Origin of the sequence: Pseudovibrio sp. Ad46 (genome assembly GCF_001623065.1) — a bacterium.
Taxonomy (GTDB): Bacteria; Pseudomonadota; Alphaproteobacteria; order Rhizobiales; family Stappiaceae; genus Pseudovibrio.
In genome coordinates this window covers 1-16966 of the sequence record NZ_LMCG01000040.1, presented here as the reverse complement: position 1 = coordinate 16966, position 16966 = coordinate 1, and the positions used below count along the sequence as shown (strand labels likewise).

Here is a 16966-nt window from a genome sequence, read left to right as displayed (position 1 = left end):
CATGAACAAAACCTTAGTTTACACTCAGGCAAACAATCGTCCTGTGTCTGCACCTCCGACACCTTTACAAAGGGCTGAGCATGCCACTGCAAGTGCGTTCTTAAATGCGCTCTTGCGCGAATGGTCAGGCTGGTCTTTTTTATCACACGAGCAAAAAGAGCTTTTATGTTTTTGTGAGGATACAGTTTGTCTTCCTCTGCAAAACAATGATCGCTTGTTGCTGCAAGTCCCTCACCATACGGCTGCTCGATTTGAAATACAGCTGCCCTTTTACCTCTGGAACAGAGAGGGGCATTGCAAGCCTGTTAGCCTCATGAGCGCGCTGACTGCACTTATTACAGATAGTACAATCAGCGGTGAGCACAGCGAAAAGCAGTTTATGCTTTTATCGAGGGTGTTGGATAGTCATCAGGCTCAAATGCAAGCTTATGAGCTGGATGCCAACAACTCTCCTCATGCTGCAGAGAACTGGAATTTTCAGGACGCTGAGCAAGCGCTTATTTCCGGCCATCCGACCCATCCAAACCCACGTAGCAGAGACGAGCTGGCCAAAGCCGATGCCTTGTTGTTATCGCCTGAATTAAAGGGGCAATTTCCTTTATTCTGGGTCTTGGCAGATCGTTCGATCCTGGTTTCAGGTTCTGGTGTGCAATTAACTGCTTTTGACATGTGCCAGAACCTTGCCAAAAGCGATGAAACCTTGCCGGAAACACTGCGGACCAAAGTTGATAAAGGTTACGTGCCTTTTGCCTGGCACCCATGGCAGGCAGAACGTTTATTGGCTCGTCCTCAAGTTATCCGATGGATACAGCAGGGTTTTCTCAGACCCTATGGGTCAGCTGGCCAACCATTTACAGCAACCGCATCAATGCGCGGAGTACACGCTTTCAAGGCGCCGTACATGCTTAAGTTTTCACTTTCCATGCGGCTGACAAACTCAAAAAGAGTACTTGCTCGCAAGGAGGTTGAACGCGGTGTGCAGATGGCAGAGCTGCTCTCTGGTCCCTTGGGGGACAAGCTGGCAAATAATTTCCCAAATCTGACCATCCTTACTGAGCCCGGATATGTTGCTCTGCAAGATGAAGACGGCGGCGCATTGGAGGATAGTTTTGTAGTCTTGCGGGACAACCCGTTCCATGAACCGACACAAACCGGCCCTGCGATGCTCGCCAGTTTATGTGAACCTCATCTTGGTGCTCCATCCCCACTTAGTGACTTAATTTATAGGCAGGCGGCGCAAAAAACACTCTCCCCTCAGGAATTGGCAGAACGATGGCTGGATGCATTCATGGAAGTGGCTATCCTGCCTCTGCTTGATATTCGCGCCAGACATGGCCTCCTGTTCGGCTCTCATCAGCAAAATATGATGATTGCACTGAAAGATGGTATGCCCGCTCATCTTTATGTCAGGGATTGTCAGGGGACAGGTCACTTAACGACCCATCATGATGTCCTATCTGCATACGTACCTGACATTGGCAAAAATGCTGAAAATGTGGTCCCCCCGGAGATTGGTGATGAGCTTCTTTGCTATTACGTGATTGTCAATAACCTACTCCACACCGTGAGCACTCTGGTTATTGATGGCTTGATGGACGAGGCCCGCGCCTATGACACGCTCCGCAGAAGATTTAAAGCTGCAGCTCAAAGTACAACCGGCGATCCAGCCTTTTATGACTATCTGCTGACCTCTCCAACATTGGTCAGTAAGGGTAACTATCGCACTAGCCTTAGCAACGTAAACGAAGCATCGGGCGACGGAGCTGGCCAGCTCGCAACATTCTTCAAAATAGCCAACCCATTTAATAACAAGAGAAATAACGATGACATTGCATAGGATGCCTATTGGCTCATCACTTTCGATTGCCCATGAAACACATGATGGCTCCTCTGATTGCAGATTAGCTCGCGTTGTTACATCCGGAGATTGGAATGGTGGACAGCTAACTGTCTTGCGAGACACCAAAGCTTTTGCTTGTGCTCATTTGGAGAATGCGACAGAGACAAGCCTGAGTTTTTCATTCTATTTAGAAGGTTCTGAAGAAGAAAAACTTGAGGCAGTATTGCTGTGTCTGGAGGCATGCTTTTCAGCACATCCAGAGATAGAAACTTTAAAAATCAGCCTGCCTGCAGACGTTATTGATCCGCGTGACCTGCCATTTCTTGCAATAGCAAATGGGCAGTATCAAGTGTATCGCTCCGGCTTCTATCAAAACCCACAGCTCTGGCTCCTTCACAGATCCACAGGCCGTCTTCGCACCGGTTTGGTCGAAGGGCCAGATGGTCGGGATCATCCATTAAGACCGCCACATCCAATCGGGCTGTGCTACGAGCGTTATGATCCCGTTGCTGACGTTGTCGTATCATTTCGTGCTGTTGATATAGACCGTGATCTGGACAGGTTTCATCGCTGGATGAACGATGGTCGTGTCGCATATTTCTGGGAGTTGGCAAAATCTAAAGATGAGCTGAAGGCATACCTGGAAACATCACAGGCCAAACCCCACACCTATCCACTAATTGGTTGTTTTAATGGTGAGGAAGCAGGTTACTTCGAAACTTATTGGGTGCGAGAGGATCGGCTTGGCCCCTATTACGCCTCTCAAAGTTACGACAGAGGCTGGCATGGCCTGATTGGCGAACGCAGGCACCTTGGAAAAGTGAAAACCGGCGCTTGGTTGCGCGGGCTGACACACTATCTTTTCTTGGACTGCCCGCTGACTGATAACATAATGGGTGAGCCCCGGGTGGATAACGCCAAACTGCTCTCCTACGCAGATTCTCTTGCCTATGAAAAACTCATGGAATTCGATTTCCCGCATAAACGCTCGGCACTCATGTGCTGTCGGCGGGAGCGTTTTTTTGGGGAGGTTCGTTTATGACCCTCGACAAATCGCATTGCAGCACAATGGCGGCGGACACGACGTGTCCCTCGCCCTTGTGGCCAAAAGTCTGCCAGACAGCGCTCGCAAAATTACTTAGTGAACTAACTTATGAAGAAGTGTTAGACCCTGCTTGTACTGGCGGCGAAACTTTTGAGTTACGCCTTTCCTCAGGTGTACTCTACACGTTTCAGGCGCAAACCATGGTCTGGGGGAACCTCTGGGTGGATGCAGGCAGTATCACCCGGGCTCCCGCATTGACACTGCCATTGTCTCCTCTTCAATTCTCAGTGGATGCACAGGCCGAACTTGGAATGAGACCGGAAACACTGGCCACCTTTTTGCGTGAAATGTCCAACACTCTGCGCCAAGATTTATTTCTGGCTCAATCCTGCGAAGGTTATGATGCTGACGCGCTCCTCCAGATGCAACCATATGAGTTACACGCGCTGCTGGAAGGGCACCCAAAAGCCGTAGCAAACAAAGGACGCCTTGGTTGGGGAGCAGAGGATGTCGCCCGCTTTGCGCCGGAGAGTCGGCAACCGATCGAGTTGTTATGGCTTGCTGCTCGCCGTGAGAACTGCGAGATCAGCGATAGCGATATCCATGCAGAAAAAAGCTTTCTGAAAGACACTTTAGGCGCAACTGAAATGGAGCACCTAATGGACACTCTGAAAAGCAAAGGAGGTACTCTAGAAAGCTACTGTCTCGTTCCTGTACACCCCTGGCAATGGGATCACGTGCTCCAACAAACGTACATCAATGATCTACAAACAGCAGACCTGATCATGCTCGGTAGTTTTGGTGGACGTTATGTTTCTGGCCCATCTTTGCGGACACTCACCAGTCTGGATCGTCCTGAAAGCCCGGATGTAAAGGTTGCTCTGACGATCCTGAATACTTCCGCTTGGCGAGGAATTCCTGGAAAATACATCGCTCATGGATCTGACTTGTCTGAGTGGTTGGATGGCATCGTTCAAGCAGATGATCACTTGAAGAATAAGGTTATCATTCTAAAAGAACTGCGCGGTGTATGGTATCGCCATCCGTTTTACCAGCAGCTTCGCGATATTCCCTATCAGCATGATGAAACTCTGGGTGTAATCTGGCGGGAACCTGCAGACTACAAAGTGGGACCAAATCGCAAAGCTTATCTTTACGCTGCCTTGTTGCACAAAGATGGTTCTGGCATTCCCCTGACTGCTCATCTCGCGCAAAAGGCAGATCTTGATTTAGCGGATTGGCTGCAAAAGTTGTTTGAAGTCACCGTTGTGCCGCTCTATCACATGCTCTGCGTATATGGGCTTGGTTTTATTGCTCACGGACAAAACATAACAGTTGTCCTGGAAGACAACGTACCTGTCGGTATAGCAATCAAAGATTTGCAAGGAGATGTCGATCTCGTAAATGAGGTTTACCCTGAGCAGTGCGATCTAAGTGATGAACTGCGCGCACTACTGCCAGCAAAGCCACCAGCTTACATTGTACATGACATTCAAACTGCTCACTTCGTCACGGTGCTCAGATTTCTGTCATCTTCACTGGCACAAGCCGGGCAGATGACTGAGGCATGTTTCTACCAAATTCTTACAGGTACGCTGAAGAACTATATTGCCGCCAACCCGGAATATGACGCGCGCTTTAAGACATTTGAGCTCTTTGCACCAACCATTCCCAAAGTGTGCATCAACAAGGTGCGTTTTGAAATTGGATATGGTGACAGCACTGAACGCCCCTTGCCTGCGCTTGGTATGGATTTGAGTAATCCCCTACTCTGCTAAGATGAAAAGGCAGCTCTGCAATGTGATAGAGCTGCCTCTCTGCCTAATTTCTGACAATGAAGAAGTTGGCTAGAACCCAACAAGAAGCGATCAAAGGAGAGCTGCATTCAACGAGTTTGTCGTCTCGCAGAAGCGCCCCTCTTACGAATCAGGCTTGCGTAGCCATTGCCTGCTCTTCCAGAACAGCACGAAGTTGTTGTGTTGCCTCCCACATATCTGCGTGCGAATGATAGAGCGGTGACAGACCAAATCTCACTGCATTCGGAGAACGGAAAGAAGAGGTTATGTTCTTCTTCTTAAGCGCTTCAACGATTTTGCTCCCATCTCCCGGAATGCAAACGCATACATGTCCGCCGCGTTCATCGTAATTTTCAGGGGACGCAAGTTGGACACCAAAATCACCGCATTGTTCTTTGATTAGCGTAACCAGTGTTTCACTCAAAGAACGATGCTTGGCCCAAACCTGACGCGGGTCAACCGAGTTCCAGATCTCTGCAGCACACCAAAAAATCTCATTTGCGATCACCTGCGGAGATCCGGTCATGTGGCGCAGAACACCTTCAGCTGGTTCAAACTGCTCAGAAAATGAAAATGTATCTGCATGACCGATCCAACCAGAGATCTCCGGCCAAATCTTATTCTGTTGCTTTTTGTTGATGTATAACCATGCAGGACCACCGGGACCGCCACACAAATACTTATAACCACATCCAACCGCAAAATCTGTTTGTGTACCCTCAACATCCAGCGGAATAGCACCCGCAGAATGAGAAAGATCCCAAAGTGTTAATGCGCCCACAGAACGGGCTTTGGCGTTGATTTGCTCTATATTGAAACGGCGACCAGAGCGGTAATCCACTTGTGACAGATAAACGACTGCAACATCCTCAGTGATGGCGTCGAGAATGTCCAACTCAGGGTCCGCATAGGCCACTTTCAGCTGGTCGCTGTGTGCGTTCTCCAGGCCTTGCGCTACGTGAAGGTTGGTAGGGAATGTGGTCTTCTCGCTCAAAATCACCTGGCGATCCGGGTTAAGCTTCAGCGCATCCGTCAGCAACTTGAACAGGTTTAGCGTGGTATTGTCGTAGGCAAGCGTATCTTCTGGAGCAGCGCCAATTAAACGACTTATCGCAGCACCAATTTGCATAGGCCGGGCCATCCAATTGGCCGCTGCCCAACTTGCACTGCGTTCATCTGCCCATTCACTTTGAAACACCTGCGCAAGGTGCACGGGAACTGACTTTGGCATAGATCCTAGAGAGTTCGCGTCTAAATGTATGACGCCAGGCCGTTCTTCAAACAACTCCTTGCAGTGTTTGAGCGGGTCACTATCGTCAAGCGCTATAATATCTTGATAATTCACTGAATTTCCAATCTTCACAATAGGATGCATGGAGGCAGCGAAGCCGTTTAAAAGGTAACGTCGTGAAGCTTGGTCTCAAAGCCTCCCGGCAACGAGACTTCCAGAATCTCGAGATCATCAGAACCATTCAGCAGAGATGTTTTCATCGTTGGCGGTATGACAAACGCATCTCCAGCTTTCAGTTGATGGGCTTTGCCCTCTTCATTGACCAGGGTAACGCTGCCTTCCATGACAAAAGAGAACAAGATATCCGAGGTGTGGCTGGTAACAGCCCCAGTTGGCCCCGTCGTTGCACGGGCAACTTGCACATTGGCAACCTGTTTTGTTGCTAAACCAATGCCTGTATCTCTGCATTCAAAGCCATCAAGGCGATGGGGCTGCCATATGGCGCTATCTAATTGATGATGAACAAATTTTTGCCCCTGAAACTCACGCTCTGGGTTCACAGTTCCATTCGGCAAGTCCATCTCGTGATCAATGCTGGTGATATGTTCTGCTGGAACGCCAATTTCGATCACCTCAAGCTCACCGGAGGATTCCAATACACGATGCCGGATCTCTGGAGGTTGGATAACACAATCGCCAGCTTTGAGGATAAAAGGTTCACCTTGATCTTCATAAACAAGCCGGACCCAGCCGCGATAGCAAAAAATCAACTGAAACCCAACGGTATGATAATGCACCATATCTGGAACAGGACCTGCATCTGGAATGCGGATGTGAGAGGCAATAATACTGCCACCCAGACGATCCGGGATCAGGTCACGATACTGCATACCAGCACGGCCAATCACCCACGGATCATTGTCAATCATATGCCTGACAATGAAAGAGTGCTGGGTTTTGGGCATTTCCAGCGCAGGAGAGGCGTCAACAATCTCAATCTTAGTGCCATTTGGCGCGATCAGTTCGGTTTGCCCTTCAGCAAAATCAGCAGGCTCTTTGCATAGCAAACGCAGTGTTCCTGGTTGTTCTGATGCACCCTTTTCTAGGCGCACCCGAAGACCGTGACCAGACATCACCGCAATAGCAGGATTATCAGCTGGGAAAATCATATCCAGCTTCATACCGAGCATCTTGCTGAAAAACGGCAAGTCCTCCTTTAAATCGTTGGTTGGCAACCGTATTTCAGCAGATGCAATATGATCTGTCTTGGTTTCTAACTGTGCCACTTGACGTCCCTCCCAGAATTTCAAATGTGATAAATAAAATTGAACGCGTGGTGCTTATTCACCCTCACTTTTGATGTGCGTGGCATCAATCGTCGCGATTACCAAAATACGCGCCGGAGTATCACCAGCACAAACGTAAGCATGCTTCATTGAGCTATCGAAATAGATGGAGTCTTCTGCCTCTAGAAGCAGAGGGGCATAGTGTTCTGAATGCAAATGCAAGTTTCCCTCCAGCACAATCAAAAACTCTTCACCTGGATGAGCATGCAATCCGCCAACCTCTTCCAGAGTTCGCCCTGCTACAATATCAATGGCTGGGTTCATCATTTTGTTGGTGATGTCGTTACTCAACACCTGCGCACTATAGCGTTCTGTTTCCAGAAAAACGCCCTGCCCTTTGCGCGTAATGCTGCGAATGCCACTGCGAGCCGGACTTGCCGGGTTTTCAAAAAATGCAGACATATCTACATTGAGAGCTTGCGACAAAACATAAAGATTGGCAGCACTCATCAGCGTTTGATCATTCTCCACACGGGACAATGTCGCCTCTGAAATCCCAGTCTGTATAGAGAGCTCACTGAGTGATAACTGCAATGCTTTGCGGAAGGTTTTCACGCGCTCGCCAATGTGCAGTTTCTCTTGCCTCTTCGCGTTCGTAGGCTTCCGAGAGATCGCTGCCGTATTATTTGTTTCACGTCGCAAAATAGATAACGCCTCGCTCATTTAGATTACTTGTTTGTTCGTGCATATAAGTGTTGTGCCACACAATAGAATGACTAATTTCATTAGCGCAAGAGAATTTCATAATTGAAATATGAAATAGTATCTGGCTCAGATGTCAGAACAAGTGAGTGACTTCTGATGATATCTCCCTACCATCAAAACAGGAAAACAGCTGACTGTGAGGACACTTGCACTTCTGGAGAGGTGATTGACAGCATCTTGCGCATATGCAAGTGTTTTTACGTATTACGCCGTTTGTAGCAGTAAGAATCTCCGATATTGGAGGAGATAGCTGAAATCAATGAGGCCAAAGCCTTCCGACGGTGCAATGCAATGGGAGGGATTTATGAATAAGACTCTTTTGATGCTGACGACAGCAGCATGCATAACATTTGCAGGTTCGGCTTGGGCCGAAGATATTAAAGTTGGGGCATTGATGGGCGTGACGGGGCCTCTTGCCAACTTTATTCCACCAATCCTCAACGGGGCAAAACTGGCAGAGGCAGACGTGAACAAAGGCGGCGGTTTGTTGGACGGGCAAACCATGAAGCTTGTTGTTGCGGACAGTCAAGCATCTGCACAGCCATCGGTTGATGCTGCAGGTAAACTGGTAAACATTGAGAACGTTGTTGCAATCATGGGAGCACTGTCTTCTGGCGCAACCATTGCTGCGGCAAATGCGGTTGCTATTCCAAATGGCGTGCTTCAGGTTTCCCCAACAGCGACAGCACCAAGTATGACCAATTTGGAAGACAACGACTATGTCTATCGCATTGTTCCAAGCGACAACTATCAGGGTAAAGTGCTCGCACGTGCTGTTTTGGAGGAAGGCTTTAAAAAGGTTGCAATTACATATGTTAACAATGATTACGGTGTGGGCATAGGCAACACCTTTAAGGTTGAATACGAGAAGCTGGGTGGGGTCGTGACCAAATCCTCCAAGCATGAAGACAAGAAAAACTCATACCGAGGTGAGTTGGCGACCCTGGCTTCCAGCGGTGCTGATGCACTTGTCGTCATCGCTTATGCAGCGGGCAGTGGCGCGAAGATCGTCAAGCAATCATTGGAAAATGGCTTCTTCGAGAAGTTCATTGGTACAGACGGTCTGCGGGATGACATCTTAATTCAGCAAATTGGTGCAGAAGCTCTTGCCAGCTCCTTCTTTACCTCACCCAGTTCCCCGAGCTCAAATTCAGCTACAGAAGCGTTCCATGCCCGGTTTGACGAGACATTTGGCGGCGGATCTGACAAGCCATTTGTAGATCAGGCCTATGACGCTACCATGTTGATTGCGTTGGCAATTCAACAAGCGGGTTCAACCGATCGTGCCGCTGTAAAAAATGCGCTTCGTTCAGTTGCGAATGCACCAGGGGAGATTGTTGGCCCGGGAGAATGGGCGAAAGCCCGTGAGTTGATCTCTGCGGGCAAAGACATCAATTACGAGGGCGTTTCTGGGGCCCACGAGTTTGATGAGAATGGAGATGTCGCAGGTTATATCGGCAAGTATATAGTTGAAGGCGACAGCTACAAGCAAACCAAAATCTTCAATTAGTTCAAACCTCTACCACAAAAGGTTGAATTTTACCGAATAATGACCGGGCTCTTCTGAGCCTGGTCATGTTGGACCGTGTCATGGCGGCGCGGTCAATGAGATTTTGGGAATACAAATGATCCAGCTTGAGAATGTATCAAAACGATTTGGTGGATTAACCGCCGTTCACAACTGCTCATTTTCAATTCCAACTGGCCAAATTACGGGAGTCATCGGGCCAAATGGAGCGGGTAAGACTACTGTTTTCAATATGATAGCCGGTCTACTGCAACCAAGCAGTGGGCAAATTTTTCTTGATGGAGAAGACATTACTGCCTTGCCAGCGCATAAGCGTCAGAGCAAAGGGCTTTATCGGACTTTCCAATTGGCGCACGAATTCTCACGCATGACTGTGGTTGAGAATCTGATGGTCGCAGCGGATGGCTCTATCGGAGAAAATGTACTCAATGCAATCTTCCGCCCCTCCGTCTTTTACAAGCAAGAGCATGCGGCCTACGATAAGGCTATGGAAACACTGCGTTTTCTGGAGATTGAGAAGCTGCAGGATGAGCTGGCAGGAAACCTTTCTGGCGGGCAAAAAAAGCTGCTGGAACTTGGCAGAACCTTGATGCAGACACCAAAAATCATCTTGCTGGATGAGATCGGCGCCGGCGTAAACCGCAGCCTGCTCAGTAAGATCGCTGTGAAGATCCAACAGCTGAATGACGACTTCGGTTACACTTTCTGCCTGATCGAACATGACCTGGACTACGTCTCGCGGCTTTGCGACGAGGTTGTCGTACTAGCGCAAGCCACTGTTTTAACAACAGGAACCATCGAAGAAATCAAACGTGACGAACGCGTGGTGGAAGCTTACTTCGGTGGTGGCAAGTATGAGGATGTCCATGCCTGACCCAATTTTGAACATCCAAAACCTGACTACAGGCTATGGCGCAACGCCTATTATTCATTGCGTTGATCTGTGCGTTGATTTGAAAGGAATAGTGGTAATTGTGGGACCAAATGGGGCTGGCAAGTCCACTTTGCTGAAATCAATCTTTGCGCTCAATAAATATTTTTCTGGCTCCGTGGAGTTCATGGGGCGTTCGATTGTCGGCGTCAAAACGGCAGACCTCGTCCCTATGGGCATTTCGGCTGTTCCACAGACCAGCAATGTCTTCGCAAACCTGACAGTGCGTGAAAACTTGCAGGTTGGAACTTATGCAGCACCACCGAAAAATCCAGCTTCAACATTAGATATGATCCTGACGCTGTTTCCTGACCTTCGTGAAAAGCTAAACCAGCCAGCGGGGCAGCTTTCCGGAGGTCAACGGCAAATGGTTGCCATCGGAAGAGCAATGATGAGTGATCCAAAGCTGCTGCTGTTGGACGAGCCGACAGCCGGTTTGTCGCCTGCATATCTGGAACGGATCTTTGATATGATCCTGAAGATCAGGGAGACCGGTATCTCCGTGTTGTTGGTAGAGCAAAACGCCAAACAGGCGTTGCGCATTGCGGACATTGGATATGTGCTGGTGAACGGCAAGAACGGATATACGGATACGGGCAAAAACCTTCTGGCTAATGATGAGGTCCGGCATGCATTTCTCGGCGGAGGGCTGCCAGCATGATTGATTTCATCAACTATTACCTCATACCAGGCATAACTCTTGGCAGCATTTATGCATTGGGCGCTGTCGGGATTTCGATGATTTTTGGCATTCTGCGCTTTGCACACTTTGCTCATGGCGACTTGATGACAACTGGCGCTTACATCGCACTAACTGCTGTTTGGACACTTGGTGTTCCAGCACTTGCAGCTATTCCGATTGCCGTTGTCGGGACGGCTCTGGTGGCAGTGTTTTTGGATAAGGCCTTCTATAAACCACTGAGAGATCTACCCAGCATCTACACTGTCATCGCATCCTTTGGGGTTGCTCTTATTTTGCGTTCAGCCATCCAGTTATTGTGGGGCACGGACTCTCAAGTCTATGTGGTCGGCTTTCAAAAACCGCTGGTCTTTTTTGATAGTTTCCGCATCGCTCTTCGGCATATGCAAATCATCGCGTTTACAGTCGTTATTGCCATCACGCTGCATTTCTTCCTCTCGTATTCTAAAACAGGAAAATCCATGCGAGCGGTTGCAGATGACCCAGAACTGGCAAGGATTGCCGGACTGGATACGGAAAAAATTATTCGATGGACTTGGCTAATTGGAGGTGGCCTTGCTGCCATTGGTGGTGTGTTTGTGGGGTTGGATACGGACATCCATACAAACCTGGGTTGGAACTTGCTGTTACCTATGTTTGCAGCAGCTTTGTTGGGCGGAATTGGCCGCCCCTTAGGAGCTATGCTGGGAGGCTTGATAATCGGCGTTGCAGAAGAGATTTGTACGTTCCCGATCATGGAAATAGAGATCATCTCGCCCAGTTATAAGAGCGCAATCGCCTTTATCATCATGTTGGCGCTGTTGTTGTTCCGTCCGCAAGGCCTACTAAAAGGAAGGGTACTTTGATGGAACTCACAGGTCTGTTCTTCTATTTCGTTTCCTTCCTCACCATGGCTGGCATTTATGCTGTGATTTGCCTGGCGCTTAACATCCAATGGGGGTTTGGCGGCCTGTTTAATGCCGGGATTGCTGGCTTTTACGCTATCGGCGCATACTCAGCAGCTATTATCACTTCCACGGCAGCATCAAACAATGTTGGGGGATTTCAGCAACCCATTTTTGTAGGTATGGCCGTTGCAGCTGTCATTGCAGGTCTTGTTGGCTGGGGCATTGCACGGCTTTGCGTTTCTCTCAAAAGCGATTACCTCGCCATGGCAACAATTGGAATTGCAGAGATCATCCGACTTGTCATCGTAAATGAGGAGTGGTTGACCAACGGGAGTTTGGGAGTTTCCAACATACCCCGTCCCTTTGAAGGGGTGTTCAAAGGGCAAACAGCCGAAATTGTCTTCGTTCTTTTCGTTTGGATAATTGTATTGCTGACTTATTTCATTTCTCAGCGCCTCCACAAAAGTCCGTGGGGCCGGGTTTTGCGAGCGATCCGCGACAATGAAGACGCAGCTGAATCCATCGGCAAGGACACTCACTCTTTCCGCACGCAAACGTTTGTGATTGGTGCCATATTTATGGCGTTGGCTGGAGCGTTGAGTGCGCACTATTTCAAGTACTTCAGCCCAGACGCAACTGAGCCAATCCTGATAACGTTTCTTGCCTGGGTGATGTTGATCGCAGGCGGAAGTGGAAACAATAAAGGGGCTATCGCGGGAGCGCTGATCGTTTGGGCGATCTGGTCAATGACAGAAATCCTAACAGGCTTCCTCCCCTCAGAATGGGCAACCCGATCCTCCTACATGCGCATGCTGCTTATTGGCCTATTCCTGCAGTTCGTTCTGCAACGATATCGCTCTGGCTTGCTACCAGAAAGAGCGCCAAAACTGGACCAGTTGAGACGCTCTTAGCTTGCTGGAGGCAGAAGGCACCATATTCCGCTATGAGCCCCGGATTTTAGTTCAATCCAGCCACCAACCATCCCGGCGGAGTTTATAAGGCAGTGAGCGATCCAGGCCCTCCAGAGGAATGGAGCGTTGACCTGTTCGAGTAATGGAGCAACGTATTGTCCGAACCATGCTGACAAGGTTTTGGCGGAAGCGCGCGACAAGACCCATAATCACGATCAAGAGCCCCATAATCCCTTCCGGTTCTGGCGCTGAACTTCCACTAAGGTTTGGATAGGCTTTTGTCGTTACTCCAGAAACTTGCGGCATTGGGACCGACGCTGAAACTGCATTTTCTGGGGCATGATTTACGGGGCCCTCAGAAACCGCAATGAACGAAGTGAAGCGGGTTTGCAGAGAATGATCCAGACCAAGCTTAATAATCTCGTTTTTTAAGGCCTGATTTGAACCGCCTCCAATCGTATATGCTCGATTTTTTGCAAAAATCTGCTCACGCGCCCAGATGATTGGAAGCGCTTTTTTTTCTGGGCTCTGTTGCTGAGTTCTCCCTGACAGATCAATCTCCAGCGGCATGCGAGCTGCCTTTCCATTCACTAAGCCACTTATGAAAATGGTGTGCTTTCCACTTTTTTGATAGCGCCCCAGAATTCGAAGTGCGCGCCCTTCGAACAAATCAGGCAGCTTTGTCGGGCTTTGCTCTTCAACTTCTAATCCGTTCCAATCAATTGAGACATCGGTCAGCACAGGCGTTTTCAAGTCTTTTGCAAAGGCCTCTGCAGTCTCATGGAAGCTCTCGTCAGCCTCAACGTAGCGTGCATATCCCCGTCCCTCTGTTGCCAGCGCCTCAAGCAGGAAGCGATTGACGGACGACCCCACTCCAAACGCATAAAGACGTGCGTTTCCAATGCGATTGGCAACCGTTTGGATTACATTGCGCTCATTGCCTATGTAGCCGTCTGTCAGGAAAACAACGATGCGCGTTGTGTCTTTAGGTTGTTGCGTACCAAACGCAGCATTGAGCGCTGCATTCAGTTCTGTACCGCCACCAGCATAAAGACTGGAAACATACTCAAGCCCTGCCTGTTTGTTATGCTCGCTTGCAATTAAGGACTGCTCTTCAAATGCAGTTGTCTCATTTGCAAACCGAAGGATCCGAAAGTAATCATCAGGGCGTAGATTATTAATCGCGGCACGCATAAAGGCTTTGCTTGCAGCTATCGGAGCTCCCCCCATGGAGCCAGAGGTGTCCAACACAAACACCAGCTCTCTTTTACCAATAGTCGCTTCTGCCGGAACTTTAGGCGGCTCGATGAGCAACGAAAAGAAGCCCCCTTTTTCTTCCTCGTAGTAACTGTCTAAACCGGCAGTCACACTCGTCTCAGCGGCCAGTTCGTAACGCAAGACAAAGTCTTTATTGTCAACCTCCCTAGCTTTCTCAAAAGTCGCCTGTTTTTTGTTTTCATCTCCGGAAATGCTCAACTTATGTGTTGAGCTCCAAAGGCCGGATATAGGCAGAGTTGCGGTCATGGACATATCCAGGGAGATCCGCCGACTATCGATAGCCTCGGATGTTGAAACGCCTAACACCTGAGGATATGTCGGTAACCGATCAATTTCCCAGCCGGAAACGACGGCAACTTCATCACTGCCAGACATCGCATCTGGCTTGCCCTGCTGGGCGGGCTCGGTTGCTCCTTCGTATCGCGGCCCAACCACCATGGGAACAACCAGTTCATAAGCCCCATCCAACTTCGGCACTGACTGCACATATTGCAGGTGCACGGTCACTGACTTACCCGGCATCAAGTTGGCGATATCCTGGGTGAACATGTTTGGTCGGTGCTGTGTCAGCAGAGATGCTGCTTTCCCCTCTGCCTTCGCTTGCTTGAATACGGCATTAGCTTCTTGTTTTTCTTTGATTTGCGCGACGATCCGCTGCCCTTCCAACTCCATCTCCATGGCATGCACGGCAGCCTTTTGATTTAGGGGAAACAGATAGGTTGCATGGAGCGGCACATCATTGGGATTGAGGAATGTCTGTGAAAGCGTAACCTGGGCGATATCTCCAACTACATCCACATCGTAGTGCGCAGAGAGCAAGGGCAACTCAACCTGTTGTCCATCTAACATGGCGACAATTGTGCCCGCCTTCTTTCCCAGTGGGTCTGGCTGCTCGGCACCAGCATCGGAGCTCGTGCTGACTACAAAAATCAAAAGCAAAGAGAGAAAGCGCGTTGTCTCAAACATCAAGAATATCCTCTAAATTTTAGGTCCTGGGGAAATCAAGGGCAGCAAAAACCGCGGCCTCAAACTGGTTTTGGTTGGAAAGTGCAGCCTGCCATGGCGAAACGCGCTGAATGCTGGTCCAAGAGAGCGACGGTTTTTGCAACCAAATCCAAATCGCTTCGGCCACGTTGTTGGTGACATGCCCGCCATCAGAGAAAAAAGAGACGGAGACCTGCCATTGCTGGCCGTTTTCTGCAGTCGCCCGATACAGCGCTGAAGGCATTGCCTCAAAACGAGACCCAAGAAACTCAACCCGGTAACCCAGGCCGCGCAAGCAGTCATCCGGCGCATGAAGATGGCGAAGCGGGGAGCTGGTATGCACAAGAGTAAGCGCATGCTCTCCATAGCGCTTTTTGACTGCATACCCTCCATACGCTTCGAGATACTGTTGTTCGACAGGAAGTAATGGAATGTCCTGACCGGACTGCCCATTCAAAAACAAAGGCAAAACAGGGAGTGTAGTTGCTCTCACCACATCAACAGCCTGTCGGGGCAGGCTGACAACAACAACAGCAAGACCAACAAAGGCGAGAGCCAGATATTTTTGAAGTGACTTAGGCAGCTCGGGACCTTCATCCGCATGAGAAGAAGCAACGAACATGCGTGCCTTAGGCCGATACAGCCTCAGGATTGGCAGAAGGGTGAGAGCAAGAGTGATGTACCCAATCACGCTATGCCATGGTTCCATCATCACGTTTACATCAAGAAGCCAATGCGGATAGGCGATGCCAAGTGCTAACGTGCTGATGCGAAGAGAGTTGCCTAAGATGCTGAGAACAAGCGTAATACCGACCCAAAGCAGAGCGACACTTAAGCGTGGGCGATAGATGGCATTCAACACCACAATAAATGCCAAGCTGAGCATAAGGCTGGACGTGCCAGAACAAGGCAAATCAACCAGTACCTCTTTGCCTTCAAGTGTCAGCCGCACGCCATTGCAGGAAAGGTTCTCAGAGACACCGCTGAGAAGAAAACAAGACGCTTTCGCAGACAGTTCCTGCAATGGGTAACCCAATAGCCTTTGAACAATCCGCTCAACAGGCAGGGAGAACAGGAAAAGCGCTGAGAGCCATAATGGAGAGAGTGCACGCTTGCGCTCCCCTACCCTCAAAAGCGTGGCAATCGCGAAGATATCAAAAGCCAGAGCCAACCCGCCAATAACATTGATTGCAAACACCTGACTGATCAGCCGAATGAAAGCGGAAGCAACAAGAAGCAAAGCTGCAGTTTGGCGGTGATGATTAGCGGAATGGTCCATGGGGCTCGACAGCGACCAGAGCAATAAGCCCGCGACCGCGACCAGATAGACAGCGCCGGAGGATGAATAAGAGGGATCAAACCATGTTCGCACCAGCCATAGCGCAGGCTCAAAAGCCAGAATGGCGGAGGCGAGCCCAAACCCAAAAGCTGTCACGCGATGATTTGCAAGAGTCTTTGTCATGCAAACCGTTGTGCCAACCTGATTTGCAGACCCTACTCACCATCTGTGCAGATTTTCAGCATTTCATTCAGCCAAAGGCACAAGCCTGTCGCAGCCTTTCTTCTCTGCAGCTGCGTTTATGATCTTCCAGCCTCATTTAAGGGCGTTTTCGGTGAAGGTACTGGGCCAGATGTACAGGGTTTTAGCCTTGAAAAGTGTTCCCCATCGAAGCCTTATGGACAGATCGGTTAATTTGAATAAGGGAGTGTTTTGGCTCATGATCATGAGATTAGGAGTGAACAATGGGGCACAACACACGGACCGCCAGCGCTGCAGCTGAGAA

The 16966-nt window shown here is 49.4% G+C and carries 13 protein-coding genes; 8 read left to right on the top strand and 5 right to left on the bottom strand.

Features of this window, described 5'->3' with window-relative positions:
* Window positions 1-43 precede the first annotated feature (43 nt).
* The 3 genes from PsAD46_RS07075 to PsAD46_RS07065 are packed head-to-tail and all read left to right on the top strand — an operon-like array spanning window position 44 to window position 4663.
* Complete coding sequence (locus tag PsAD46_RS07075; protein WP_193776923.1) at window positions 44-1837, top strand: IucA/IucC family protein; 1794 nt, start codon at window positions 44-46, stop codon at window positions 1835-1837.
* Window positions 1824-2882: a GNAT family N-acetyltransferase gene (locus PsAD46_RS07070; protein WP_082831195.1), complete on the top strand. Its 1059-nt coding sequence runs from the start codon at window positions 1824-1826 to the stop codon at window positions 2880-2882. The genes PsAD46_RS07075 and PsAD46_RS07070 overlap by 14 nt, the downstream gene beginning before the upstream one ends.
* Window positions 2879-4663, top strand: coding sequence for an IucA/IucC family protein (locus PsAD46_RS07065; RefSeq protein ID WP_084404359.1), 1785 nt, complete (start codon window positions 2879-2881; stop codon window positions 4661-4663). Before PsAD46_RS07070 ends, PsAD46_RS07065 begins: the two co-directional genes overlap by 4 nt.
* A gap of 148 nt (window positions 4664-4811) precedes the next feature.
* On the opposite strand, the gene PsAD46_RS07060 is transcribed toward PsAD46_RS07065, so the two are convergent.
* The 3 genes from PsAD46_RS07060 to PsAD46_RS07050 form a co-directional block, all read right to left on the bottom strand.
* Complete coding sequence (locus tag PsAD46_RS07060) at window positions 4812-5912, bottom strand: aminotransferase class V-fold PLP-dependent enzyme (protein WP_193776922.1); 1101 nt, start codon at window positions 5910-5912, stop codon at window positions 4812-4814.
* Window positions 5913-6073: 161 nt separating this feature from the next.
* Window positions 6074-7198 carry a cupin domain-containing protein gene (locus PsAD46_RS07055; protein WP_063306474.1) on the bottom strand — a complete coding sequence of 375 codons (1125 nt, stop codon included), beginning with the start codon at window positions 7196-7198 and terminating at the stop codon, window positions 6074-6076.
* Window positions 7199-7252: 54 nt separating this feature from the next.
* Window positions 7253-7921, bottom strand: coding sequence for an XRE family transcriptional regulator (locus PsAD46_RS07050; protein ID WP_063288913.1), 669 nt, complete (start codon window positions 7919-7921; stop codon window positions 7253-7255).
* 346 nt (window positions 7922-8267) lie between these two features.
* Between PsAD46_RS07050 and PsAD46_RS07045 the strand changes: the two genes are divergently transcribed.
* The 5 genes from PsAD46_RS07045 (at window position 8268) to PsAD46_RS07025 (ending at window position 12920) form a co-directional block, all read left to right on the top strand.
* On the top strand, window positions 8268-9473 hold the full coding sequence (locus tag PsAD46_RS07045; RefSeq protein ID WP_063306473.1) for an ABC transporter substrate-binding protein: 1206 nt from the start codon (window positions 8268-8270) through the stop codon (window positions 9471-9473).
* Window positions 9474-9588: 115 nt separating this feature from the next.
* Window positions 9589-10365 (top strand): ABC transporter ATP-binding protein, encoded by a 777-nt coding sequence (locus PsAD46_RS07040; RefSeq protein WP_063306472.1) that lies wholly within the window; start codon window positions 9589-9591, stop codon window positions 10363-10365.
* Window positions 10358-11083 carry an ABC transporter ATP-binding protein gene (locus PsAD46_RS07035; RefSeq protein WP_063293620.1) on the top strand — a complete coding sequence of 242 codons (726 nt, stop codon included), beginning with the start codon at window positions 10358-10360 and terminating at the stop codon, window positions 11081-11083. Before PsAD46_RS07040 ends, PsAD46_RS07035 begins: the two co-directional genes overlap by 8 nt.
* The gene (locus PsAD46_RS07030; protein ID WP_063306471.1) at window positions 11080-11967 is read left to right on the top strand and encodes a branched-chain amino acid ABC transporter permease; all 888 of its coding nucleotides are present in this window, start codon (window positions 11080-11082) and stop codon (window positions 11965-11967) included. Before PsAD46_RS07035 ends, PsAD46_RS07030 begins: the two co-directional genes overlap by 4 nt.
* Complete coding sequence (locus PsAD46_RS07025) at window positions 11967-12920, top strand: branched-chain amino acid ABC transporter permease (protein WP_063306470.1); 954 nt, start codon at window positions 11967-11969, stop codon at window positions 12918-12920. Before PsAD46_RS07030 ends, PsAD46_RS07025 begins: the two co-directional genes overlap by 1 nt.
* Before the next feature lie 51 nt (window positions 12921-12971).
* Here the strand turns inward: PsAD46_RS07025 and PsAD46_RS07020 are convergent, their stop codons facing one another.
* Both PsAD46_RS07020 and xrtT read right to left on the bottom strand, forming a co-directional pair.
* On the bottom strand, window positions 12972-15164 hold the full coding sequence (locus PsAD46_RS07020; protein WP_063306469.1) for a VIT and VWA domain-containing protein: 2193 nt from the start codon (window positions 15162-15164) through the stop codon (window positions 12972-12974).
* A 19-nt stretch (window positions 15165-15183) separates the two neighbouring features.
* Entirely contained in the window at window positions 15184-16644 is a 1461-nt protein-coding gene (xrtT, locus tag PsAD46_RS07015; protein ID WP_063306468.1) for an exosortase T, read from the bottom strand.
* Window positions 16645-16966 lie beyond the last annotated feature (322 nt).